Annotated in this window: 25 protein-coding genes and 3 pseudogenes; 20 read left to right on the forward strand and 8 right to left on the reverse strand. The window is 40.1% G+C overall.

From position 1 onward, the window contains the following. Window positions 1-16: 16 nt before the first annotated feature. Window positions 17-1360 (forward strand): nucleobase:cation symporter-2 family protein, encoded by a 1344-nt coding sequence (locus MHB50_RS01475; RefSeq protein ID WP_077113707.1) that lies wholly within the window; start codon window positions 17-19, stop codon window positions 1358-1360. A 257-nt stretch (window positions 1361-1617) separates the two neighbouring features. Then, window positions 1618-2433 carry a ZIP family metal transporter gene (locus tag MHB50_RS01480; protein ID WP_077113708.1) on the forward strand — a complete coding sequence of 272 codons (816 nt, stop codon included), beginning with the start codon at window positions 1618-1620 and terminating at the stop codon, window positions 2431-2433. A 79-nt stretch (window positions 2434-2512) separates the two neighbouring features. On the opposite strand, the gene uraH is transcribed toward MHB50_RS01480, so the two are convergent. The 5 genes from uraH to MHB50_RS01505 all read right to left on the reverse strand — a co-directional run bounded on the left by uraH (window position 2513) and on the right by MHB50_RS01505 (window position 6829). After that, entirely contained in the window at window positions 2513-2866 is a 354-nt protein-coding gene (uraH, locus tag MHB50_RS01485) for a hydroxyisourate hydrolase (RefSeq protein ID WP_340084753.1), read from the reverse strand. After that, window positions 2863-3837 (reverse strand): factor-independent urate hydroxylase, encoded by a 975-nt coding sequence (gene pucL, locus MHB50_RS01490; protein WP_077113710.1) that lies wholly within the window; start codon window positions 3835-3837, stop codon window positions 2863-2865. Before pucL ends, uraH begins: the two co-directional genes overlap by 4 nt. Before the next feature lie 104 nt (window positions 3838-3941). Then, window positions 3942-4442, reverse strand: coding sequence for a 2-oxo-4-hydroxy-4-carboxy-5-ureidoimidazoline decarboxylase (gene uraD / locus MHB50_RS01495; protein WP_328799774.1), 501 nt, complete (start codon window positions 4440-4442; stop codon window positions 3942-3944). A 748-nt stretch (window positions 4443-5190) separates the two neighbouring features. Further along, window positions 5191-5949, reverse strand: a complete 759-nt coding sequence (locus MHB50_RS01500) for a hypothetical protein (RefSeq protein ID WP_077113711.1) — start codon at window positions 5947-5949, stop codon at window positions 5191-5193. Then, window positions 5942-6829, reverse strand: coding sequence for an ABC transporter ATP-binding protein (locus tag MHB50_RS01505; RefSeq protein ID WP_077113712.1), 888 nt, complete (start codon window positions 6827-6829; stop codon window positions 5942-5944). Before MHB50_RS01505 ends, MHB50_RS01500 begins: the two co-directional genes overlap by 8 nt. A gap of 1238 nt (window positions 6830-8067) precedes the next feature. On the opposite strand from MHB50_RS01505, the gene MHB50_RS01510 reads away from it, so the two are divergent. The 6 genes and pseudogenes from MHB50_RS01510 to MHB50_RS01535 all read left to right on the forward strand — a co-directional run. After that, entirely contained in the window at window positions 8068-9378 is a 1311-nt protein-coding gene (locus tag MHB50_RS01510) for a TRAP transporter large permease subunit (protein WP_340084754.1), read from the forward strand. A gap of 14 nt (window positions 9379-9392) precedes the next feature. Further along, window positions 9393-10184: a serine hydrolase gene (locus MHB50_RS01515; protein WP_205178813.1), complete on the forward strand. Its 792-nt coding sequence runs from the start codon at window positions 9393-9395 to the stop codon at window positions 10182-10184. A gap of 14 nt (window positions 10185-10198) precedes the next feature. Further along, window positions 10199-11497, forward strand: a complete 1299-nt coding sequence (locus MHB50_RS01520; RefSeq protein ID WP_205178815.1) for a winged helix-turn-helix domain-containing protein — start codon at window positions 10199-10201, stop codon at window positions 11495-11497. Beyond that, window positions 11494-12606, forward strand: coding sequence for a dipeptide epimerase (locus tag MHB50_RS01525; RefSeq protein WP_077113718.1), 1113 nt, complete (start codon window positions 11494-11496; stop codon window positions 12604-12606). The genes MHB50_RS01520 and MHB50_RS01525 overlap by 4 nt, the downstream gene beginning before the upstream one ends. A gap of 46 nt (window positions 12607-12652) precedes the next feature. Further along, a complete protein-coding gene (locus MHB50_RS01530; protein WP_340084755.1) occupies window positions 12653-13885 on the forward strand; it encodes a Zn-dependent hydrolase in 1233 nt (410 codons plus the stop codon). Window positions 13886-13978: 93 nt separating this feature from the next. Next, a pseudogene (locus MHB50_RS01535) lies at window positions 13979-14297 on the forward strand (hypothetical protein); the annotation flags it as partial. A gap of 10 nt (window positions 14298-14307) precedes the next feature. Here the strand turns inward: MHB50_RS01535 and MHB50_RS01540 are convergent. After that, a pseudogene (locus MHB50_RS01540) lies at window positions 14308-14448 on the reverse strand (JAB domain-containing protein); the annotation flags it as partial. A 472-nt stretch (window positions 14449-14920) separates the two neighbouring features. On the opposite strand from MHB50_RS01540, the gene MHB50_RS01545 reads away from it, so the two are divergent. The 5 genes from MHB50_RS01545 (at window position 14921) to MHB50_RS01565 (ending at window position 17434) form a co-directional block, all read left to right on the forward strand. Beyond that, the gene (locus MHB50_RS01545) at window positions 14921-15268 is read left to right on the forward strand and encodes a hypothetical protein (protein ID WP_077113720.1); all 348 of its coding nucleotides are present in this window, start codon (window positions 14921-14923) and stop codon (window positions 15266-15268) included. A gap of 82 nt (window positions 15269-15350) precedes the next feature. Continuing rightward, a complete protein-coding gene (locus tag MHB50_RS01550) occupies window positions 15351-15992 on the forward strand; it encodes a hypothetical protein (RefSeq protein ID WP_077113721.1) in 642 nt (213 codons plus the stop codon). A 350-nt stretch (window positions 15993-16342) separates the two neighbouring features. After that, the gene (locus MHB50_RS01555) at window positions 16343-16924 is read left to right on the forward strand and encodes a sigma-70 family RNA polymerase sigma factor (RefSeq protein ID WP_205178821.1); all 582 of its coding nucleotides are present in this window, start codon (window positions 16343-16345) and stop codon (window positions 16922-16924) included. 23 nt (window positions 16925-16947) lie between these two features. Next, window positions 16948-17184 (forward strand): helix-turn-helix domain-containing protein, encoded by a 237-nt coding sequence (locus MHB50_RS01560; protein WP_236016978.1) that lies wholly within the window; start codon window positions 16948-16950, stop codon window positions 17182-17184. An 88-nt stretch (window positions 17185-17272) separates the two neighbouring features. After that, entirely contained in the window at window positions 17273-17434 is a 162-nt protein-coding gene (locus MHB50_RS01565) for a YvrJ family protein (protein WP_077113724.1), read from the forward strand. A gap of 272 nt (window positions 17435-17706) precedes the next feature. Here the strand turns inward: MHB50_RS01565 and MHB50_RS01570 are convergent, their stop codons facing one another. After that, on the reverse strand, window positions 17707-17805 hold the full coding sequence (locus MHB50_RS01570) for a putative holin-like toxin (RefSeq protein ID WP_236016979.1): 99 nt from the start codon (window positions 17803-17805) through the stop codon (window positions 17707-17709). A 322-nt stretch (window positions 17806-18127) separates the two neighbouring features. Between MHB50_RS01570 and MHB50_RS01575 the strand changes: the two genes are divergently transcribed. From MHB50_RS01575 to MHB50_RS01595, 5 genes and pseudogenes are all read left to right on the forward strand, one after another. Then, window positions 18128-18376, forward strand: a complete 249-nt coding sequence (locus MHB50_RS01575; protein ID WP_077113725.1) for a hypothetical protein — start codon at window positions 18128-18130, stop codon at window positions 18374-18376. A 165-nt stretch (window positions 18377-18541) separates the two neighbouring features. Continuing rightward, window positions 18542-19816: an MFS transporter gene (locus MHB50_RS01580; RefSeq protein ID WP_340084756.1), complete on the forward strand. Its 1275-nt coding sequence runs from the start codon at window positions 18542-18544 to the stop codon at window positions 19814-19816. Window positions 19817-20169: 353 nt separating this feature from the next. After that, the gene (locus MHB50_RS01585) at window positions 20170-20493 is read left to right on the forward strand and encodes a metalloregulator ArsR/SmtB family transcription factor (RefSeq protein WP_077113727.1); all 324 of its coding nucleotides are present in this window, start codon (window positions 20170-20172) and stop codon (window positions 20491-20493) included. A 138-nt stretch (window positions 20494-20631) separates the two neighbouring features. After that, on the forward strand, window positions 20632-21156 hold the full coding sequence (locus MHB50_RS01590) for an SRPBCC domain-containing protein (protein WP_077113728.1): 525 nt from the start codon (window positions 20632-20634) through the stop codon (window positions 21154-21156). A 301-nt stretch (window positions 21157-21457) separates the two neighbouring features. Beyond that, a pseudogene (locus MHB50_RS01595) lies at window positions 21458-21939 on the forward strand (MlrC C-terminal domain-containing protein). A 230-nt stretch (window positions 21940-22169) separates the two neighbouring features. Here MHB50_RS01595 and MHB50_RS01600 read toward each other — a convergent pair. Then, window positions 22170-22616, reverse strand: coding sequence for an ASCH domain-containing protein (locus MHB50_RS01600; protein ID WP_340084757.1), 447 nt, complete (start codon window positions 22614-22616; stop codon window positions 22170-22172). A 476-nt stretch (window positions 22617-23092) separates the two neighbouring features. On the opposite strand from MHB50_RS01600, the gene MHB50_RS01605 reads away from it, so the two are divergent. Then, window positions 23093-24115 (forward strand): amidohydrolase family protein, encoded by a 1023-nt coding sequence (locus MHB50_RS01605; RefSeq protein ID WP_340084758.1) that lies wholly within the window; start codon window positions 23093-23095, stop codon window positions 24113-24115. 50 nt (window positions 24116-24165) lie between these two features. Beyond that, complete coding sequence (locus tag MHB50_RS01610; protein ID WP_340084759.1) at window positions 24166-24879, forward strand: iron-sulfur cluster assembly protein; 714 nt, start codon at window positions 24166-24168, stop codon at window positions 24877-24879. The last annotated feature ends 45 nt before the right edge of the window (window positions 24880-24924 follow it).

Here is a 24924-nt window from a genome sequence, read left to right on the forward strand (position 1 = left end):
TTGAGGAGGAAATCGAATGGGAAATACAAGCTTAATGAAGACAACTACCTTGGGATTTCAACACGTTTGCGTCATGTATGGCGGCGCTGTGGCAGTACCGATCATTGTGGCACATGCTATCGGATTAACGCAACAACAGCTCGTTTATCTTATATCATTTGACTTATTGGCATGTGGAGTCGCCACGTTGATTCAGGTAATCGGCGGGAAGCATATCGGAATCAAATTGCCTGTATTGATGGCTGTCTCTTTTATTGTAGTGGAACCAGCCATTGCAATTGGAAAGATCTATAGTATAACGGGAGTTTTTGGCGCCGTTATCGTCTCTGGCTTAATCATTACACTTTCCGCGCCCTTGATCGGAAAATTGGTTAAGTTTTTCCCGCCTATCGTTTCAGGTTCCGTGATCCTGATTATAGGAATTTCTTTGATGCCGGTTGCGATGAACAATGCGGCAGGAGGAGCAAATTCCCCTACTTTTGGGGAACCGAAGAATTTGATATTGGCGGTGTTTACTTTAATTTGCTTTTTAATTATAAACACTTTGTTCAAGGGATTTATTAAAGTCGTATCGATTTTACTTGCGTTAATTATTGGTACGGTTGCGGCCAGTTTTTTTGGGTTGGTGGATTTTAGCGTATTCAATGAAGCGAAATGGCTCAATATACCCCGGCCATTTTACTTCGGAGCCCCGACATTCCAGCTTTCGTCCATTATTGCCATGACGATTATTTCTTTTATCATTGCGATTGAAAGTATTGGTGTGTTTTTTGCGCTGGGGGAGTTTACAAATAAGGAAATCGGTGAGAACGATGTGAAAAAAGGGCTCCGCGCAGAAGGTCTTGGCTCTTTTATTAGCGGGTTTTTTAATTCCTTTAACCATTCGACTTTTTCCCAGAATGTCGGACTAGTTCTCCTTACAAAAGTAACACAGCTAAAAGTTCTGATCGCCGCGGGTGGAATCCTGATTTTGTTGGGGCTTGTGCCAAAAGTGGCGGCGCTGACAACGATGATACCTGCTCCCGTATTGGGTGGAGCCATGGTACCGATGTTTGGGATGCTCATTTCAGCAGCCTTAAAAATGATCAGCAGTGAAAACTTGTCCTTGCCTTCCAATCAATTGATTATCGCAGTAGGTGTTGGAATTGGAATAGCGATTAAGGGTGTTCCGGCTTCATTTGAACAATTTCCTGATACGATCCGCTTAATTTTTGGAAACGGGGTAGTAATGGGCTCATTGGTTCTCATTCTATTAAACGTTATTTTAAATGGTATCAATGGTCCCAGGCATACGGACCATGTTCCAAGTAATGCGAATGCCATGAATATGGAACAAAAAGCTGTTAGCGGTGACAGTTGAATCATGTTGGAATGAATTTGCTTTTACATTTGTTTATTTTTGTTAACCTCTACCTTTATATATTTGAAATCCCCTAACATATATCTGGGGGATTTTTTTTTGGTAAGCTTAGCGATGTGTTTCTATTTTCAATATTTGCCGTATAAAGGGACAAAGCTTGTAATATGCTTGTTAGCAGGGAAACTTTATGAAAAAATGAACTTGTGCCTGCAGTCATTTATTGATCTTAGTATGAGCTTAAAGGGAGTCATTCCATTATGGCAGACTTTTTTATGTATTTTAGTCCAGTTACACAAGCATTGATGGCTACTTTATTTACGTGGGGAATGACAGCGTTTGGTGCTGCCCTCGTTTTTGCTACAAGAACAATAAACCAGCGGCTATTGGATAGTATGTTAGGATTTGCCGGTGGTATCATGATTGCAGCCAGCTACTGGTCTTTATTGGCTCCAGCCATCGACATGTCAAATGGGAATTCCGTCGGGGCTTGGTTTCCTTCGGCAATTGGTTTTTTGATGGGCGGCGTTTTTTTGTGGGGGATTGATACAGTACTGCCTCATCTCCACCCGAATACTTCCTTTGGCAAAGCGGAAGGATATCAGGCGAAAAAAAGAAAAAGAAGTACATTGTTGGTGCTTGCAATCACGTTACACAATATTCCAGAAGGGTTGGCGGTTGGGATTACTTTTGGTGCGCTTGCAAGTGGGGGAACGGAAGCTTCTTTAAGTGATGCTTTAACCTTGGCGCTGGGAATCGGCATTCAAAATTTCCCTGAAGGAGTTGCGGTTTCCATGCCGTTAAGGGCGGAAGGTATGTCGCGAAGAAAAAGCTTCTTTTACGGACAGTTATCAGGTATGGCGGAACCGGTTGCCGCAGTTATCGGGGCATTTGCTGTTGCGATTATTGAACCGTTACTGCCTTATGCGTTAAGTTTTGCAGCTGGAGCAATGATCTTTGTTGTAGCGGAAGAAGTTATTCCGGCTTCTCAAGAGAAGGGTAATAAAGATTTGGCTTCAATGAGCTTAATGGTCGGCTTTGTAGTGATGATGATTCTTGATGTGGCATTAGGATGAACACCCCCTCCCTGGGAAGGGGTCTTTTTTTTTCGCGGTCTGCAAAGGCGCGGGAGGTATGCGCCATGATAAGTCCAAACTAACTCCCCCGGTAGGTGCTGTAACCGCCAGGAGCGACCAAAAGCGGAACATGGTAATGGGAATTCATATCAGAAATTCCGAATCTAACAGGGACTTGATCCAGAAACGGGGTTGCCGCTGGAATAACCCCTTTTTTCTTAAAGTAATCAGCCACATAAAATACGAGTTCATACTCCCCCGGGTTGAATTGCTCATTACAGAGCAGGGGAGAATCAACCCTGCCGTCGCTGTTTGTAGTAACGGTTTTGATAAAGGTCCGTTCTGGTTCCAACTTCCAAAGGTCGATGTTTAAACCTTCCGCAGGAATACCGTTCATTAAATCAAGGACATGAGTTGTTAATTTTCCATTCATGCTTTTACACTTTCCTTTGCTTTTTCCAAACCTTCATTGACAAGATCCTGGCGGCTGACCACAAATCCTTGGAAACCATATGGCGGCCTCGGTTCTGTCCAGACAGCGCCTTTGTATCCAGGAATATCTTCAATCACCGCTTCCCAAGTACGATTATTGGATAAAAATTGAACTTCGGCCAGTTGCGGAAAACGTTGAAGAACCCGTAAGCCAATTCGATAAATCAGATCCTGTATTGATTTATTATCTGCTTCATGGAACACCGAAGCGGCTATATCACGGACTTGCTCTGCCGGCACATAAACAGCAGGGTTATCTGCGACGGCATCTTCTTTCTTATTGTACCGATAGAGAATGTCGAGATAAATATATAAAGGCCGATCTTTTGCTTCTGGCAAGGTCGTATACTCATCCCGAATATAGCCGTAAAAGGAACTGCCCGAAACCTTAATCAAATGCAGATCCCGAATGCCGCTTTCCTGTTTGGCAAGTTCATAGCCTGCTTTGCTTCGCTGGACCTTCACCGTCGTAGTGATCAACTCATTTCTTGAATGTCTATATACGAGCGGACTTGTCTCCAAATGCGTGTCACCCGCGACTTGAACTGCCTCGAATGGAATTTCGTCTGCCGTTATTTCAACTGCAGTTATGTGGGAATACACATCAAGAAAGCGCTTGCAAACAAAGTGTAAAAATCCTTCGAAAGTGGAGCCGTGATATTCAGCAGCTTTGCGAAGAATAAAGTTTTTCATAGAGTCAGTTGCGACCACACGGGAATTATCCGCTTTTGTAAATGATTCCAGGAACTCCCCTTCAAGTGCAATCTTTGCATTCATCCCAAAAATGACATTGTTTCGTCCCGTAAACCCTGATTCTGGAATCGCTTTAATTCCATCGAGCGGCTTTTGATAGGTGCGGAACACAAAGACGTCACCTTTCCCATAGTACATTAATCTTTTTTGTGAACTCATTCAAATTCCTCCTCAAGCTTTATATTGTGATCCCTCACTTGCAAAACGTTCTTTTTGCAAAGCGAATGGTAACACCCGATAGGTGGGAAAAACGCGAAAACACTCTAGGAAGCGATAAAGTCTTGTAGCCGAAAATAGGCAATTTGATATACTTGTTCAAGCGCTTCTTTGAATTCAGCTTCTTGAGAATGATCGAGGCGTTCCTTCATTTTTGCCAGAATGGTTTCCTTCGTGTGGTTTCTGACAGCCAAAATAAACGGAAAATGAAATTTGGTTGTATAGGCTTTATTGAGGGATAAAAATTCTTCTCGTTCGTCTTTTGTCAGTTGGTCAAGGCCTGCACCGGTTTGTTCTTTCACAGAAGCTTCAGCCATTTTAACACGGGCAGCTAAATCGGGATGTGCCCTTAAGAGGGCCAATTTTTCGTCAAATGCCGCTTTATTTACTTCGTTTACCATCGTCTGATGGAGTTCGGATATAGAAGCAAATGGCCGTTTCATCCATACTCGCTCGGCGACCCAGGGGGAATATTCAAAAATCCAGCCAAGCGCCTCGGTAAAATCGGTTTGATCCATCCCATTGAGAATTTCGAGACTTAAACGCACAATCGTTCATCCTTTCGTTATTGTAAAGATGCGACTTTTCAGAGTAATGAGTAAATTATATAGCAAGCTTTCGGGAATTACTATTATTTTATCTTCCATTTATATATAAGGTCATTAGTGTCGAAAGACAAATTCCCAAATATGGATTGTGCATAAAGCACAATATTGCTTTGGTGTGCTGTCATGGCCTTATGGGGAAAGGAATATGAAACATGAATGATTGTGCTTGACGGTTAAACGAAACATTTGAAGGACGGCGCTCCTTTTTAAGAGCAGCGATTTTGCAGGAATAATCAGTAGATTGTTTTCGGAGAATTTCTAAAGCACTTCACTAGTAAACGGGTATAACAATTGTTATTTAAGTATAAGTGCGACGAGGGATCCATAAGAAAGATGCTCAAACATATGTTTAACTCGACAGTACGAAAACATTTGAAAATTAAACATAGTTCCACCATCTTTTACCTATTCGCCATGGCTTTTAGAGTGGTGACGTATGTAGTCGGACTAACATATTCCTTAACAAGATACAACATACGTTTTCTTTTACACATTTTCACTGCCCCAACAAACTAAAATACACATGAGGGGGGAAGCTGAAACGGACTATGTCGATCCTAGGGGTTTTCTACCGCAAAAAATAAAGTAGCACAAACCATTGCCTTGGCCTGTACTACTAATGTTAGTATATTTTTCTTCAGTTGTTATGTAAGATGATAGACGGAAAATAAATCTTCAAAACTCGTTTTTAATATTCGACTTTATTAAATTTGATTTTAGAATAAAAGTATAGCAATGTTGAGTAGATAATGAATATACATATCACCAATCCCACAAGAATTCCCATATGAGTAGACCCCACTAGTGATAGATAACCATTAGGGAAGAAGTACTTTAACGTACTGAGCATTGGAGCAGTTCCAGTGATAATGAAAAACACAATCCCTCCAAAAATAGCATACCCTGTAGAGAAGTTAATGGATAGCGCTGTAACAACTTGAATAAAAAGTAAATCAATAAAAAACACGCCTAGAAATTCGATTAAAGCATATCCAAAATCAGCCATACTTGCAGGAAAAAAATTGCCGGATGTGTAATCGAACTGAGTTAAGTGAACATAATAAACGATAATGCTAGAGACAAATAAAATAATCAAATATATCAAGTAAAGCGATAGTAAAGAAAACCACTTTGCGTTCAAAATAGAAGTCCGGTTGAGATCTTTATATAGAAATAAAGTACCTTTATCAATTTCAGTGAAAAATAATGTTGACGCAATATAAGCAATAATAATTAGTGGCAATACCGCATTATGTTGAACTACTGAAGTAGATACAAAAAACTCAAGTGCGCTTAGAGATCCAGGCTCCCCCGTGAGCTGCATAAAGTTAGTATTTATAAGAGAGATGATAATCAAGATCATTGGAAAAAGCCCGAAAGCAAAATACAACAAAGACGACTTCATTTTTAGTGTATTAGAAAAGACTGGAGGGAATAGTTTATTCATGATCATTTTCCTCCTTAAAATATTTCTGAATGGTGTTTTCTTTTGTTGTAATAGCAACAATTTGGTTCTCTTTAGTTAAGTCTACTAATAGGCTATTGAATGATTCTCCTTTTAAATTCACTTCGAGATAATCTCCATCGCCGGTTAAAGTAATTTGACCTGAATATTTCTTTTTTATAGAATCAAAGCTATTTACCGGTTTACTCAATTGAATGATGGTTATATTTTCCTGACTCTGTATAAAATCATCTTTTAATCTGCCGTTTTCTATAAAAAGGTATCGCTCTGCTAATTCTTCTAATTCATTCAATTGGTGACTTGAAATAAGAATGGTTGTTTTTCTTTCTTCAGCCCACTTTTTCAATGTTTTTATTAACATTTCAACACCATTAGGATCTAGGCCAACAAATGGTTCATCTAAAATTAAAAACTCAGGATTTGTTACGAGGCAGAGTGCTAGTCCAAGTCGTTGCTTCATTCCGAAAGAAAATCCGCTTGGCTTTTGGTCTTTTTTTTCTAATAATCCGACAAGATCAAGTACTTTTTCAATGTTTTCATGATATTGTTTCTGATTATGAATTTGCAAATAAAATTCTAGGTTTCGATAGGCACTTAAATGGGAGTAATATACGGCTTCAATCATCAAGCCGACATTATGCAATAAATTGTCTCCAGAAAAAATATCCTTTCCTTGATAGATAATGGTACCACTTGTTGGCTTGATCGTTTTAGCAATCATCTTCATTAAGGTTGTTTTTCCAGCTCCGTTTTTACCAATCAATCCCACAATTTCTCCAGGTTTAATGCTAAAACTGACATCTTGCAAAGAAAAAAACTCATTGCTTTTAAATTTTTTGCTTACATTTTTAACTTCTAACAATGATGCTCACCTCTTTTGTTTAATCTTTTGATATAAAAATAAAATAGAGAAATTCACCAAAAATACAAAAAGTAGTTGTGGGAGACTAGAAAAATCATCACTAAGTTCAATCGCTATGTCACCGATAGTCATTGTATGTTTTTTAATGAATAAATCAAAGTTAGGATTTGACATAATAATCAAGCTAAATACAAAATAAAAAATTGTAGTAATAAGAGACAAAGAAAAAATACTTACATAATTTGTATTGCTCGGAAACATATACTCTAAAATTAAATTGTACATTACGGGTATAATGTAAATTAAACTGATTAAGAGAAGTAGTGAAATATCAATGTTTAAAAGACTTGCTATTCCAAAGGTTATGCAATTTAATACTATAGATAAAAATATTTTCAGTCTCATTTCATATCACCTGTACTTTGAAATTTATTGAGAATAAACTGTAATAGCTAGATTATGTAGCCAATGAAAAGCAATTGCATCTTGTAATCCATATTTATCTGCCAAGTAGTATAGTATTAAACTTGAGGGAAACTTTATCATTATATTTAAAAGCCAATCTCCATTTAAGTGAAGTAACATAGCGAATAAAATAGAACCTATTATAAAGCTCCAAGATTTCGAGAACTCCTTTCTTAGAATGATTAAGATTAAATATCTAAATAAGAATTCTTCAAAAGTAGCAATTAAAAAGGGGTGGAATGTCGTTTCAACATCACTAATGAGCAATCCCAAAATTAGAGATTATGTCATCTTCCCTCAATAATAATATTCATAGTTTCGACTTTTTCCTTCTTTTTCACTTCACACATACTTTTTAAAGCCATAGAGTCTTCATCTCTACGGCTTTTTTGTCACTGTATTACCCCACTTGTACTTGATGATTCCAAGGCTGATCTCATTCAGAGAAAAGAATTTAAATAGCGCTTTCATATTTAAATTCCTCTCTTTTTATCTATAGTATTCAATACTGTAGCACAATTAAAATTTTTTGCAAATATAAAATATAAAAGTTATTTTATTGGGAAAACTACTTTTTGGATGGAAAGCCGCTAGTTGATGTTATTACAAATGATATGGGGGAGATAAAAGGTGGATCAGCAATGGCTGAAAAGAGTTCTCTCTTTATGTAAGCCCTTTAAAAATGTATTGACTTTTATAGTTGAATAAACTAGAATCTGAAAATAAAGAGACAACGTCTTTATATATGTCTTTTAGTTAAAGGAGGGGAACTTATGTTTGAGGGGCCAACATTGTGGGGGCTTTTGCCCTTGATTATTTTTGTCGTATTGGCGTTTAGAAAATGGCACCCGGTCGTTGCCATTGCCATAGCAACAATTGTTGGAGCGGTAATGGGCGGGCACGGCATTACATCTATTGCTACACAAACAAAAGAAGGGTTAGGTTCTTTCCTTGCCTATGTCGGATTAATTATCCTGGCGGGAGCAGGGCTTGGGAAAATTGCGGAAAGAACGGGTGTGGCAGAAAATATTGTCCGCTTTGTCATGCACCGGGTCGGGGTCAATACACCGAACAAAGCAATTATTGGAACGATGGCATCATCTGCCTTATTAACCGGTTCCCTCGGAACACTGGCTGGTGCCAATGCGGTCATCGCACCTGTCGTAATTCCGATTGTTGCATCAGCCGGTCTTTCGTCCAGCGCGGTGGCAATCATTTTTCAAGGGGCTGGTGTGACGGGCTTATGGCTCGGGCCATTTACTCCACCCATGGTCACCTTTATGGAAATCACCGGCTTGTCATACGGACAGATCGTTTTATATGCGGGTCTGCCATTAGCGGTTGTTATGTGGCTCGTTACTTTTATTTTTGTGAAAAAGACTTTACCGCAGACATTGAAACAGTTTCCTTACTCAGATGAAGATATTATGCTTTCCAAAAACAGTCAATCAAAGCAACCAGGCAACGAAAAAGTTAAGAAACAGGCAACCTTCGTCTTTTTGGTGACACTGTTTGCCTTAATTGTGTACGGCATCCTTACGGAAGGCGGGTCAACGTTTGCCATTGCCGTAATCGTTATCACTGCCGTAGTGACCGGATTGGCTGGGCGTCTGACACCGAATGAAATAGCGGAACATTTCTTTGAGGGGGCAAAGCCGTTAATTTGGCTGTTCTTCCAGTTTGTCTTGTTTTCACCGTTTATTTTTTATATAGAGCAACTTGGCGGGTTTGAAGCGTTGAAAAATCTGCTCATGCCGTTTATTGAAAAAGGCGGAGACATTACGCTTGTCGCTTTGACCACGATTACGGGTATTGCAGGCATTCCTGGAGCGGCGGTTGCGCAAGTTGTTGTTCTTGATGAAATGTTCAAGGGACTTTTCACTTCTGCCGGTATTCCGATCAGTATCTATATCATGGTCCTTCTTGTCGGCTCGCAAATGACCGAAATGCTATATCCGATCGGAGATACCCTTGGCGCAATGGGAATTGCCCGCTCGAAAGACTTGAAGAGCATGGTCATATTCGGAATCGTGGGGACAGCCGTGATCGTTGCGTTTGTCATTTTGCGGACTATTATTATATAAGGTGAGTGAATGGGATGGATTTTTCATCATATAAACGCCACATTGAAACATTGGCTCAAGAGGCCAGTGGAAAAACCGCCGTTTATATCTGCACACCTGATGGGGAAATAAAAATCAATGAAGCGGAAAGAATGCAGGCGGCAAGTGTCATAAAAGTACCAATCGTCATGGCCGGTCTCCATGCTTCTGATCAAGGTATGCTCGATCTTAACAAAAAAGTTGTTGTTCAAGATAAAGTGGCGGGCACGGGTGTACTGAATTATTTATCTGGTAATATGGAATTAAGTATTTTAAACATGATGACCCTTGCTTTGATTGTATCTGACAATACAGCCTCCAACTTGTTGATCCATGAAATTGGACGAGAAAACATTAACGCTTTTTGTCAAAAGGCGGGGGCAAGCCAAACAGTTCTTGGTCGTTATTTTATGGATCACGAGGCGATGAAGCGCGGGATCGACAATTACACCTCGGCCGGTGATATGATCCGTTTTTTCCGGTTAATCGGCCACGAAAACAAACTATTGTCAAATGAAAGCAGAAAAGTCATTTATCAAATGTTAGAAAATCAGCAATTTAGGGAGAAGCTTGCAGCACACCAGGCCATGTTTCATGACAAGGTATCAATCGCCAACAAGACGGGAGAGTTAAACGGCATTCAGCATGATGTCGGGATGTTTACCTTTGAAAATAGACAGGTGTATGCTGCGATATTATCTTCCAACTGGAACAACAATTATCAGGGCCGGGAGTTTATTTCGCAGATCGGCAAACTGACGATTGAATACATGACGGCCACTGAATAAAAAGGGAGAGTCTTATGAATATCCGAGTCGCGGCTTTTGGTACGAAGGAAACAGTAAAAGGGTTGGAGAATTACAGCAAGTTGTTTTCTAATATTTCTATCGTTCCGTTCACGTATCAACAGCCAAAAGAATGTGTAGATTTGGTGGAAGAAGCCTATACGTGCGACGTGTTCTTGTTTGCCGGCCCTGTGCCTTATCTGTATGCCAAAAATGCCTTGGAACAAATGAATGTCCCTTATACTCACGTGCCGTTTGATGAATTGATGGTTTCACATACATTCTTTTTATTGGCGACGGAATATCAAATGGCGATTCGCAGGCTTTCCATTGATATTATGAACCCGGCGCATGTGACAGAAGTATTGAACGATCTTGGGATGGAGCAAAAAGATATTTTTATCCATGATATTCATGAAATTCCGGGTTTGGACATTGCGGAAATTGTCAAGCGCCATCAACAGCTTTGGGATCAAGAGGCGATTGACTTTGTATTAACAAGTATCGATGCAGTCGCCCAAGCATTGAAAGAGCTGAACATTCCTTGTCTGAAAATGCCGATTCCGAAGAAAAACTTTTTGCATGGCTTGCAAGAAGCTAAAACGCTCGGACAAATAAAGCTGAGTGAAACGTCCCGGATCGTGATGGGGCTCGTGAAAATTAAAAATTTGGACCGCGTATCGGACAGTCTGGGAGATTTTCAATTTGAGCAATTGTTATTGGCTTTTCATCAAATACTGCTGAATTACACTCATAAAATGGACTTCTCTTTATATAAGGGCCATTATCATCAGTTCATCATTTTTGGGACAAAAGGCAGCTTCGACAAGCTGATTTCGGATAATCATTTGTCCTGTTTTGTAAAAGAAATAGAAAAGAAATTAAACATTACAGTTGCCGTCGGATTTGGTTCCGGACTGACGGCAAGGCAGGCGGAACATAATGCCCAAAGTGCGTTACAACGCGCATTGGAAGAAGATGAAAGTATTTGCTATTTATACAACGAGTCAGGAGCTTATATTTATTTGCTGAACGAGGAAGAGGATGTCAACAAAGAATCATTGATGAACGCATTGCTTACTTGTGGGCTGACGCTTGAAACAGCGTCCAGATTTGCCGACTTTTTATTGCTTCGTCAATTCCGCCCCTTCACTTCCCAGGAGTACGCTGAGTACGCGAACGTAACAACGAGAACCGCTGCGCGTCTCATTAAAAAAATGACAGACACTGGCGTGCTTGAATCGGTTGGCGAAAGAAAGATTCACGATATGGGAAGGCCAAGGGCAATTTATCAAATAAAGGAGAATTTCAATTGAGTCATCACATCAAAGAGGTTAATACGTACATTGTTGAAGTGCCATTAGTAAATGAGTGGAAAATATCGCTTTACTCTTCTAAAGTGAGACAACATGCCATTGTGGAAGTAGTCACTGAAGATGGAGTTAAAGGGTACGGAGAAGCATCTCCTTCTCCTGCGTTCATGGGCGAAACGGCGGAAACAATTAAGCTGGTGAATGATCAATATTTGGCTCCTGTTATCACTGGACTGCCGCTCCAATCGTTGAGTCAAATCCATAGGAATATGGATCAGACGATTTATGGCCAAAGTGCCGCAAAATCTGCGATTGATATCGCCATCCACGATGCTTGGGGAAAAATGGAAAATAAACCTGTATACGATCTTGTTGGCGGGCTTTACCGGGAAGAAATTCCTTTGACTTATGTGATTGGAATGAAAAGTGACGAAGAAGCCTATGAAGAGGCTGTAAAAGTAATGAATCTCGGGTTCCAAACAATCAAAATCAAAGTTGGAAAGGACCCTGTCAGGGATATACGTGTAGTCCAATCAATCAGACAAGCCATTAAAGACAACAAGAAAGATGTTCGCATCCGTCTGGACGGGAACCAGGGATATCATGTAGCGGACGCGATCAAAGTAATCAGAGAACTGGAAGAGACAGGTGACTTGGAATCAGTTGAACAGCCAATTGAAAAGTGGAATATATTCGGATTGAAAGAAATAAGAAGTGCAGTCAAAACGCCTATCATGGCGGATGAGCTGGTATTCTCCATTCATGATATGACTAATATTATCAAAATCGGCTGTGCCGATATTGTCAACTTGAAAATTTGTAAAGTCGGGGGAATCCACCAAGCTAAAAAAATTGCCGGAATGGCGGAAGCAGCAGGAATGACTTGCACAATCGGCAGCAACCTGGAGCTGGGCATCGGGATCGCAGCCAGCATGCATGTCGCAGCCAGCACTCCGGTTATAGTAAATCCGAGTGATTTTATATGTGGCGCTTATCTGCATGAACATGATATCGTCCAAACCCCTATGTGGGATTTAGTGGAAGACGGTAAAATCAGAGTCAGCAACGCAGCCGGACTTGGCGTTCATTTGGCGGAAGACCTAATCAAATAAAATGTTCGGCAGTTCTCTTTAAATCACGAATGAGAAAGGTGTTACAATGAGAATCAATATAGATCGGCTTATGAGTGATATAGAACGTTATGGAACATATGGTTTAGATCCAAAGGGCGGGTTGACCCGCCCCAGTTTCAGCGAGCCGGATTATCAAGTGAGAGAATTATTTATGAAAGAACTAAAGGAGATGGGGCTCGCGGTATATGTCGACCCGATCGCAAATATATGGGGACGCTGGAGCGGTGAAGATACCTCTAAAAAATCCATCGTAATCGGGTCCCATCTCGATACTGTTCCAAATGGCGGCATGTTTGACGGTGCTTTGGGCGTCTTGGTGGCAAAAGAAATCATGAAAACGATCATCGAGCATGAGGTTCCATTAAAGCACACATTGGAAATTGTCTCCTTTACAGCAGAGGAGCCCAACGACTTTAACCTTTCTACGATGGGAAGCAGAACTTTTACCGGCAAACTGACAAAAGAAGATCTAATGACAGTTACCGATTCAAAAGGGACGAAATTGAAAGATGCTGTTGAAAAAGCTGGCGGTTCATTGGAACGTCTCCCTATTGAAAAAGACGATATCGCGGCATTCGTGGAGCTTCATATTGAGCAGGGGAAACAGCTCGAATCAGCAGAACTTCCAGTAGGGGTTGTCGATCGGATCGTTGGAATCTACAGGGATAAAGTCACGATTATTGGCGAATCGAATCACTCGGGCACAACGATGATGAACGACCGGTTTGATGCTTTGACCGCAGCTTCCGAGATGATACTCGCGGTAGAAACAATTTTGAGAAATCATGGCACTGATGCAGTGGCCACAATCGGCAAATTGGATGTTTTTCCGAATGCGGCGAATATTATACCCGGAAAAGTAGATATGGTGCTTGAAATCCGTTCCGGAACGGCAGCGGAACGGATAGAGTTGAAAAAAATGATCTATCAAAAATGGGATGAAGTTATAGACAGACGGAAAGTGAGCATCAACGTTGTCAATATACTCGATCAACAAGAATGCCAATTTGATGAACAAATCGTTCAGTGGATTCAAGAGTCTGCCAAGGATCTTCAAATCCCTTACACAACATTTTCATCCATGGCCGGCCATGATGCCACGCATATGGCGGACGTGGCAAAAACAGCCATGATTTTTGTAAAAAGCATCAATGGCAAAAGCCACTGTCCCGAAGAATTCAGCAAAAAAGAAGACATTGAACAGGCCGCAAATGTGATGCTGAACGCCGTACTAAACATAGATCAAAAACTATCGTAGCAGGAAGGTTAAGTGGAAGTTATAGAAAGCTTTCTTTTAATGACTTGAGCGCCAATTTGTGAAGGGGAGGCTGATCACCCTCCAAAAAACCAATACAAAGCCAAGCATGTTATTTTGGCTACGGGAGCGTTGGTCACATTGGCTGAGAAAATCGGTGTAGATACGGAGTAAGGAAGAGAACCGAGAATCAAAACAGTCGTACAAGTAGATTTGGCAGGTAAACAATCATCGACGGGATCTGGACTGCAGGAACCGTTGCCGACGTCAGTGTCCATACAATCGTCTCGGCAGGTGACGGTGCCAAAGTTGCCAACAATGTCATCTCCGAATGGAAGAGAAGCGCTACGTCACTCATGATGTGCTCAAAGGTTATATAATAGATTGGAAGAAAAAAGAGGATGTCCCATTTTAGACCTTCCCCTTTAGATGAACCCTTTTTCTTTCAGGCTGCTATATTCGCCAGTTGCATTCACTATGACATGATCCAGCAATTCAATTCCTAATATCCTGCCAGCTTCAACTAATCGCTTAGTTACCTCTACATCTTCCCGGGATAATGTTGGCGAAAACGAGAGTCAAGGGTCGGCTTGCCTTTTCGCCCGCCCTTGACCGAGTTATGAGCCAATCATTACACTTAGGAGACACAAAGAAGGATATCCCTAGGTAGGAGGAACGCTTTTTCGAGTTTTCATATTCGAGAAAAAACAAATGAAGCGAATTAGGCAGATTCGGCCAACATGTTTTTGGTTGGCCGGATCCCCGGAATGAGTGTACTATTTTCATGAAATGAAAATAGTCAGTTTGTTGAAGCTCGATGCCGAAAACAAACCGTCCACTCTTTTGTGTTTTCTCTCTCCTCCAAAAAGCAGTCATCATAGCTGAAAATAAATCATGTATATAAAAATTTTTTAGGTTGTACTTTTATTATTAAACCCCTCTTTATTATTTACATATTCAAAATACCACTAATAACCGGTTAATTAGTAAATAGTTTAGGACTTGAATATGTAAGAAATTAAAAGAGGAGGAATTAATATGAAAAATAATGAACAAATCCAACCATTTGTGACATGCTATGGGAATAATGGGATAGCTAAAATTGAAGATCGTGGAGGAGGAACCCTATGGTGGTACGTCAAACCAGGCTTTAGTACGCTCTATTCCTTTATTGGCGAAATCACGATCAAAGACGGAGCTAGATTTATAGCTTCACTCCCTGTAAGTGGAATGGGGCAACCATATAAAGCCCTATCCGGCTTCAAAGGAGGAGGACCAAAAACCAAAGGAAAAACTTACAAAGCAGTATTTACTGGGGTAGCGAGGGACAATCAAGGCACTTCAAGTTTTGTAGTACCAAAATGTGAAACAGCATATCGCAATTAATGAAAAAACTAAGCCATCTTGGCTTAGTTTTTTGTTATTATAAAATTAAAGCCATCTAATTTTAAGAGAGGGGATGAGGGTAATGACCCTTTGTAATCATTGTTCAGCTAATTTAAACTTTCTAATTTATGTTTCAAACATGTATAAAAATCGATATATATACGATGGAGAACCAATCTTATTTCCTTATTTCCCTCTTAATAATAATGCAATTTTACCAATGGATACTTTCAAAAATGAAGTTTCTTTACATTGGGAAAGCTATATCCAATCTGTGCAAAATACAATTGCTTTAGATGAAAGTCCGACAACCTTGGATCTCAATTTTATCAATAACCCAAACGATTATAATTACCAATCCCTTTTTAAAAAGAATAAGGAAGGTATAGAAGCATTTAATCAAGTACTCAAATCATTCATGGGTTGGTGGAATAGCTTTTATAGTGGATACAGAGTAATTGACTATATATCCGGGAAATTTATTCCAGAGATTGGAACCAATATTGATAACAAACTTCTTAAAAAACATAATCGGCTACCTAATTATAATCTTTTTTTAATCGCCGTATATGATAAAGTTCCATTTAACTTAAAGAATGCAGGAAGAAATTTTATCATTGAACCAATTTCACACCTTGATTTGACATATCAAGATGAGAATAGACGTTCAAATAGTATCGGCTGCTTAGTTGATAAACTTACACAACATTTAATATACGAATAGGGTTGTTATATCTTTTCTTAACGCCTCTTTATATATCAAAGATTAAATAAATACTATATAAGGGGTGAAATATTTGATGTTTGACAAGCTATTACAGTGCTTATGCGAATCTAGACGAACGCAAGCCTTTTATACAAAATGTTTAAATGAGGCTGTAACAGAGGAGGAAAAAGATTTCTTAGGAGAATTGGTGAAAGATGCTACCAGAACTTCTAATGACATCAAAAAATTCTTCGAATCAATGCCTAAGGAAAAATAGACATTTTTCATCATGAATTAACCGAAAAAATAGCGTGAAATTTTTTTATGTAATTAATCGAACATACGCTCCTAAAAAGGTTGGTTTTAAGATGGAAAATCAAAAGTCTTGTTGTAAATTCCTTGAATTTATTAAAGAAAATAAAAAATTTTTGAGTAATCCTATCATCAAAAGTTTTCTGTCCACGAGAAAACATTTTGAGTTATTCAAGCAATCCATTTGCCATCCTACTCCCCAGAATCAAGAGTTGCTAGATCAAGCCTTCCGGGAATTTTATTTCCGTATCCGGTTTACTGCCTATGTATCTAAAACGCTTCACTACCATGGGGTTAATATGGATAAAAAGATTCGCCAAGATCTTTACCGTTTTCCCGCAATGTTAGACGAACCCGTAAAGGATGACACAGAGTTAACCTATAAAGACCTAGCGGCAATTGAGGAAGACTTCGAATTAAAGTCGGACAATATTTTGGATTATGTTACCGATCCAGCCCTTTACAAAGCTATTCAAAGTTTAACCCCTAATCAAAGAGATATTTTATCCCTGTCATATATAAAAGGACTGACAGATTCTGAAATTGGCACATTCTTAGGAAAATCCCAGCAGGCCGTATCCAAGGCCCGGAAAAAGGCACTCAGCAAGATGAGAAAATTATTGCGGAAGGATGATTAACTTTCAGAATGGAGGTTTTTAAATTGGAATCCAATTTATATGAACTAACTACAAAAAAAGATGAGAAAGCCATTGAAAAGGTCATTAACCTCTTTGCACCCAAAATCAAAAAAACTTTGCTTCAGACAGACACCCAGATTAGGGAAGATTTGGAGCAGGAGCTGCATCTCAAATTGATCCATATTGTAAAACGATATGACCCGGAAGATATCGTCGGTTTTTGGGAGTTTTATGAAATGTTCCGGCAAAAAATTTCTTGACAAAAGATTGTGGAATTAGGGACTTATTTTTGGGAGGGGGTTGTAATTTAGTAAAAAAAACTCTTTATTGATAAAAGAGGTGAGAGAAATGACACCAACTGAATTTCCATTTTGGATAACTCTAATCGGAAATTTTGGATTTCCTATAGCTATAACAATTTATCTGTTTCTCAGGTTCGAAAAGAAACTTGAAAAATTAGCCGAGGTTATAATGCAGTTAGCCGAGGTCATTAACACTACAAAAAAGTAATATTAATGGTTGTTGGAGAATAGAAAGTCAACAAAGCAGCTGCGGCCATCAGGTTTTAGTTTTCCGCAATTCCGAATGATTACTTTTTTATTCAGTTATGATTACCGTTTTATGTTTTCTTTTTTAGAAAAAGAGGGTATACTGTAAATAGAAAATGAATAAATTAAAAAAGACCAAAGGTAGCTGGTACACCTTCGGTCTAAGCAATAGCCCTTCATTGGGGTAGCTCAAATTTTGAGTTATCACAAAAAATAACCAACCCAAAATGCTCGCTAGGCAGCCATGAGGTGGTTATTTTTTTGTTGCGACAGTATAGCTACGATTAACGTTGCAAAAGAGATCATCAAAATCAAACTCTCGAATACTGTCATAAGGCATCACCCCCTTTACAGGGAATGAGCCACCACCCATGAAAGCCCTATTGCTCAGTCTATTATAGCATCTTAAAAAGCTAGATACATATTATCTAAAGATAAAAAACCACCCTTAAAGGGTGGCTTACGTGCTTTAGCAACTAATAGTACTTTATTTTGTCATCTTCTTACTTTTAACCATTACGGCACTCATGACATCAATAGCGTTTTGCAAAGCTTCTTTTTTATCATTGAACCATGCAATGTATTCAACCCCAAGCTTTTCAAACAGTTCAAGATCGGTGGAGCTAATTCTTTTAAAATCTAAAAAAACATTTTCATGATTTATTTGGAAGATCGTTTCGGTAGTCTAGAAGTGCGTCTCGATAATTTGGAAGATCGCTTCGCCATTCTCGAAACCCGCCAAGAAAATCTGGAAATCCGCCAAGGTAACTTGGAAGCCCAATTAAAGTCTATGGAGCAAAACCTGACAGACCACATTAAGCACCTGGAAACAAAGTTTACGATTGTGCTGGAAGAATTGGTAGAAACAAAAGCAGATGTGAGAAGAATACAAAGAGCAAAATGAAGAGCGGCGACACAACGCCACTCTTATTTATTCGCGAGATTGGGTTATTCATCACTATTAGTTAAATGATCTCCTATTTGTTAAGACCTCATTAAGTGTTTTTCAATCATTGGGACACTTCAACATATGAATGTAATAGAAAGAACCTGAAAAGGAGGAATAACAATGCCACACAAAGCTGAGCAATCCGCTTATATTGAGTCCTCTGAAAAGCAAATGGAATTATATCGCAGGACGTTAATCATTGTAGTCATTTCACAAATTTTCGGGGGCGCGGGACTCGCCGCAGGGATAACTGTTGGAGCATTGCTTGCGCAGGAAATGCTCGGCTCGAACAGTTTTGCCGGAGTTCCGGTTGCTTTGTTTACATTGGGGTCTGCTGGATCGGCATTTATTGTAGGACGTATTTCTCAACGTTTTGGCCGCCGCATTGGACTGGCAGGGGGGTTCTTTGCTGGAGCGCTCGGGGCTGCGGGTGTAGTGATCGCCGCTATCACGAGTCATGTTTATCTGCTGTTTGCTTCACTATTGATTTACGGCGCCGGAACCGCTACAAATTTACAAGCGCGTTACGCGGGTACAGACTTGGCCGGTTCGACACAGCGTGCTACAGCCGTGAGTATTGCCATGGTGGCTACGACTTTGGGTGCTGTGGCAGGTCCCAATTTGGTCAATGTCATGGGAGACTTTGCTGAAGCAATCGGCATCCCATCCTTGGCCGGTCCGTTTATCTTGGCCTCCTTTGCATATTTTCTAGCAGGACTGATCCTTCTTTTCTTCCTTCGCCCTGATCCCCTCTTTGTAGCAAGAGCCATTACTAGTGAACGAGTGGAAGCGAATCAGATAAAGGAAAAGGCCCTTGAAAAAACAAATAGCAAGGGGATCGCGGTAGGCTTTACAGTAATGGTTTTATCTCAATTTGTGATGGTTGCCATTATGACAATGACACCTGTACATATGGAAAATCACGGACATGATTTATCCAGGGTGGGATTAGTCATTGGCATCCATGTCGGTGCCATGTATCTGCCATCTTTGATTACCGGTATCCTTGTCGATAAATTTGGGCGCGGCACAATGGCTGTCGCCTCGGGAATCACATTACTTTTTGCGGGAGCATTACCGGCTATCGCCCCGAGCGATTCCTTGGTTACGCTTATTTTTTCCTTGGCATTGCTGGGGCTTGGATGGAACTTTGGCCTTATTAGTGGAACAGCCCTCATCGTTGATGCAACAAGTTTGGCTACCCGGGCCAAGACACAAGGGGCAGTTGATGTGTTTATTGCTCTTTCAGGAGCGCTTGGCGGGGGAATTTCGGGCATTATTGCAGCGCAAACAAGCTATACCACGTTGTCAATTGCGGGCGGGATGATTTCCTTACTCATTATCCCGATGGTGGTTTGGAGCAGAAGCAGTTTGAAAAGTGTTGCCGGAAGTTGAAGAATCCAGTCATATAATATCTAGAAATAAGAAGATAAAGCCTTGGTTTCCGACGCCATCTAAAAAGAAATCCCGGCTGCAAGAGTGCTTTCTTCTGAGGTAAGGCTTGAAGATTTTTCATCAAGCCTTCAAAATGACTAAGTCTTTTCTATTCGTATCTGCTTTTTGTCCAGAAATGCAGTTCGTCATTGGGTCAGAAAGAAAAACCAACTTTTTTTTGGAGTATTCCTTTACAAGAATATTCCTTATAAGGTATATTTGAAATAAGCAAGAAAATATGAATCATCTTGATTTTTAATCCATACATGTTGGGAGTGATGGATAAATAACGGAAGATAAGGGTGGGTTCAATTATGGATACGACAACTTTGAGCGCACTTGCGGAACCTAACCGCTTGCGGATTGTTGAACTTTTGCGGGAAGGCCCCTTTACCGTTGGAGAAATTGCCGATCGTTTGCAAATTCGTCAGCCTCAGGCATCCAAACATCTCCGCGTTCTCAGCTCTGCGGGAATTGTGGAAGTACACCCAGATGCGAACCGCCGCTTTTATACATTGCGGCCTGAACCATTTATCGTTTTAGACGCATGGTTAGCTTCATATCGGCACATCTGGGAAGAAAGACTCGACCGTTTGGATGATTATTTGGATGAAATGCTCAAAAATGGCGATGGCTGATCAACGCACAGCCAGCAAAATTTCCTTTCGAGCAGAAGTATCATTGTCAATAGAGTTTTCAATGCCTCCGTACATGATCGTTTTGTAGAATAGTTGAAAAGTATGTTTCAAAAATAACTTCTGCTAAGGAGAAATGACATGACTGATCATAATACAGTAAATAAGGTAAGAGCGGTTGCCGAAGGAAAAATTCTTATTATAGAGAGGAGTTTTCAGGCTCCGCGAGAGCTTGTATTTACGGCTTTTTCGGAACAAGAACATTTGGAAAAATGGTGGGGACCTAAAGGGTGGCAGACGAAAAGCGTCAGTTTTGAGTTTAAGCCCGGCGGCATTTGGCATTATTGCATGACATGCACCGACCCAAACATGGGTGAGTATTATCAACAAGAGTCTTGGGGCAAGATGTTATTTCATGAAATGATTGTTCCTGAGAAAATCGTATACACAGATGTTTTTTGCGATAAAGATGGAAATTCGGTCGAAGATATGCCGGAAATGTCAGCATCAATGGTCTTTACTGAACAAGAAGGAGTCACAAAGGTTACTATCAAAACGGAGTTCCCGTCTGTAGAAGCGCTTCAGAAAGCCATGGAAATGGGAGTAGTTGAGGGAGTCTCTTCACAATACGAGCGCCTGGATGAACTCTTAACAAAAATAGGATAAACCAGACCAACCTTCGATTTTAAAGCTATGCTTATTTTTTAAGCATGGCTTTTTTGCACACCTAATGATAGCTTTTACAGTATCCTTCTTAAAGGTTTGTTAAAGTTTCCTTTAAACAAGGATTTATTTGTTCCATGCACCGATCCTGCGTAAATACCATCTCCTGTTGTGTCTCCACCCGGATATCTGCCCTCAACTTGAAGCGCCTTTTCAATCCTTCATCCAGTTATATGATATTTGGCACAAAGTGCTTGACGCATCATTAACCGACAGCTGCTTTGGGTATATTTACGATACCGAAGTGGCCAATAAAGCTCATCAAGCAGGAGTCGGTGCCAATATTCAAGTTAGGCTGGGAGGAAAGACAGATCACCTCCATGGAAAGCCATTAGAAATAAATGCTTATGTGAAAACACTCACTGACAGTGTATTTTACCAATCATCCCCTATGTGGAAGGGAATGAAAAACAACCTTGGCAAATCAGCTCGATTAGTTGTTGAGGGGCTTGATATCATCGTTTGTTCGTCAAATCCCAAGTTTTAGACGAACAAAACTTTTTACTTCATGGGATAGACATAGCGAATTATAATCTTGTTGCATTTAAGTCAAGCCAGCATTTCAGAGCCGCTTTTGAACCAATAGCCCGCGAAATCATCACATTAGATTCACCCGGATTAACAACACTCGATTTCACGATCTTTGATTATAAAAAACTGAAACGGCCGCTATACCCGCTAGATCATTTTGAAAGAAGCCCAAAGCCGAAAACGGCACAAGTATGAGATCGAACCTGGTCGCCTGATAAAAAAATACATGACGGGCGACCGAACGACTTGCTTTACGAAGGGAGATGTTCCGTGGTCAGTGGACATGACCAGCGGTCGTCTCCTTTCAATTTTTCGTGCAAGCATGAAAAAAAGATGATGCTCTTCAACAAAAACAGACTGTCCTTTTAGAAGCCATCAGTTTTTCATTTGGACATCTCCCTATTGTTTTACAATGAACGGATCATTTATTGTTTTACATCAACTAGCTGAAACCGTTCGCACACTAGCAGCATTTCTTCTGAAAACTCAAGCCCCATTCGGCTTAATTCTTCTGAAAAATACTTGACATGGGTATGCTTCCAATATGCATATGTCCCGTCCCCCTCACCTTCCGCGGCAGCAAAATCTTCGGGAACATTTTTCATCGGCATGATGTCAACTTCAACTGTCTGAATGATGGCCACCGGCTCATCACGACTGTTGAGAATAATGCTGTAATCACCAACAGATGGTACCGGTTCATTTTCAACCTCATAAGAAACAAAGCTTGAACAAGTTGCGGTTTTTACGCCATCTATGACCAGCTGGGCCAAGTGGTCCGCATCAGCCCCAAATTGCCAGGCGCTGACAGATGCGGGCTTCTCCTGTCCCTTCCAATAATCATTCCAATATGTTTTGGCAGCTTGGTTCATCGTTTTTTCTCCTTTGCTTTTACTATGTACCTAAGACTAGTATACAAGGAAATAAGCGGTTGACAGAACATTTTCTTCAATCTTGTTTTCACAAGTATTGTGTTATGCAGGGGCGCTATTCAACCCTCAAAACACTCTATTTAAATAAAGTGCTTGCGTTTTGTCGTGGTTTGATAAAGTAACCAGCATTTTCAGTATTCGGCTATTTTCGCCCTTGCCGCCATAGGTTTTCAGGTACTTCCTCTTTTTCCCTTCGGAGATATTGAACAAATAAAGAATTGTTTTTTGTTCATTCATACCAAAAAAGTAGAAGCTATTGGACGGTTTTTTGTTTGTTCATATATTCAAAATGTTTAAAAATTTTGTTAAGATCAAATAAAGTAATGAAAAGAGTCTGACAACTGCATACGCCTTGCATCTAATGAAATAGCTGACATTCTTCATGATGGAAAAAAATGTAACAAGGAGGAATGAAGTTGATTAAAGTACCGAACGGGGAAGAAATTTTCGTAATTGATGCCCATATCGCTTTATGGGACGCAAGGAAAGAAAATCGATTAAACATCCATGGGGAGCAATTCATTAATTGCTTCTATGATTATCACAAAAACTTGAGCCCAAAAGAATTCTTGTGGTCAAGGGAAGAATTCGACACATATTCCCCGGAAAAGTTGGTAGAAGATGTATTTGTTAGAGGGTATGCGGACATCGCCATTTTCCAGCCGGTTTTATTAAGCGAGTTTTATAAGAATGGTTTTGGCGATTACGATGTGAATGAAGAGTTATCCAGGCAGTTCCCGGGCCGTTTCATTTGTAATGGAGGCTTTGATCCTCGGCATGGGGACAGGGGGTTAAAGGAGTTGGAAGAAAATAAGGAAAAGTATGGTTGGCAAGGAGTAAAATTATATACAGCAGATTGGTATGGAAATTCCAAGGGATACAAGCTTTCAGATGATTGGTCCAAAAGATACTTGGAAAAATGTCAAGAGATGGGAATTAAAAATATCCATATCCATAAAGGACCAACCATCACCCCGCTGAACCGTGATGCCTTTGACGTGGCAGATGTGGACGATGCGGCAAGCTGTTTCCCTGAATTGAACTTTATCGTAGAACACGTCGGGCTTCCCAGATTGGATGATTTTTGCTGGATTGCTACACAAGAAAAAAATGTTTATGCCGGATTGTCTGTTGCCATTGCTTTAATTCACACACGACCGCGGTATTTTGCTGAAATAATTAGCGAACTATTGTATTGGCTTGATGAAGATCGGATTATCTTCGGAAGTGACTATGCCATTTGGGAACCAAAATGGCTCATTGAAAAGTTCTTGGAATTAGAGCTTCCGGAAGATATTCAAGAAGAGACTGGTGTTACGTTTGATCTTGATGTGAAAAAGAAAATTTTAGCTGAAAATGTTGCAAGATTATATAACATTAATATTGAAGAACAAAAGGAAAAATTAAAAAACAGCCCATTGCCAGTACAGATGGTTTGATGAGTTCTTGTATTTTGCACAACGAATGGTTTGGGAGGTGTTGCATAGCGATGACAAAAGAGGAAGAAGTTTACCAAATGCTTGAAAAAGTATATGATCCCGAACTGGACGAGCCACTCACCGACTTGAATTTCATCGACCGCGTTGAAATAAACGGCCCATCCGTTCATGTTGTTTTCCGCTTGCCCACTTATTGGTGCTCTCCAAATTTTGCCTATATCATGGCTGAAGATATAAGAAAATATGTTTCAGAACTCGATTGGGTGACAACTGTACAAGTTAGTTTGCTGGACCATTGTGCTTCAGACGAAATAAATAAAGGTGTGACAAATCGGCGGTCATTCAATGAGGTTTTTAGTGGATTATCTGACGGGGATCTCGAGGATTTGCGCCGGACATTCGATATTAAGGCCTATTACGCCAGGCAGGAAAAGCTGTTAAAGCATCTTCTTAACAGGGGAATGACTGAGGAAGAGATAATAGGTCTGTCCATTCAAACATTAAAAAATTTACCATTGTCAGAGAAAGGCAGGCTGCTTCGAAATAAGTATTTGGAAAAAAAGAAGGCATTACATCACTCCAGCCTCCTAGCTGTTACAACTCCGGAGGAAGAGCCGTTAACGAAAAAAGTGTTTAAGGATTATCTGCGAGGGGCTAAAAGAACACGTATGAGCATGGAATTTAATGCTCACTATTGCCGGGGATTGTTGGAGGAGAGATACAATTTGCCTCCTTCCGAAGAAGTCGACTTGGTTAAGGAATAAACGGATCTTTATCTGATCCGGTTCATTAAAAATAAAAAAGGAATG

This window comes from Siminovitchia sp. FSL H7-0308, assembly GCF_037980985.1.
GTDB classification, from domain to species: domain Bacteria; phylum Bacillota; class Bacilli; order Bacillales; family Bacillaceae_C; genus Siminovitchia; species Siminovitchia thermophila.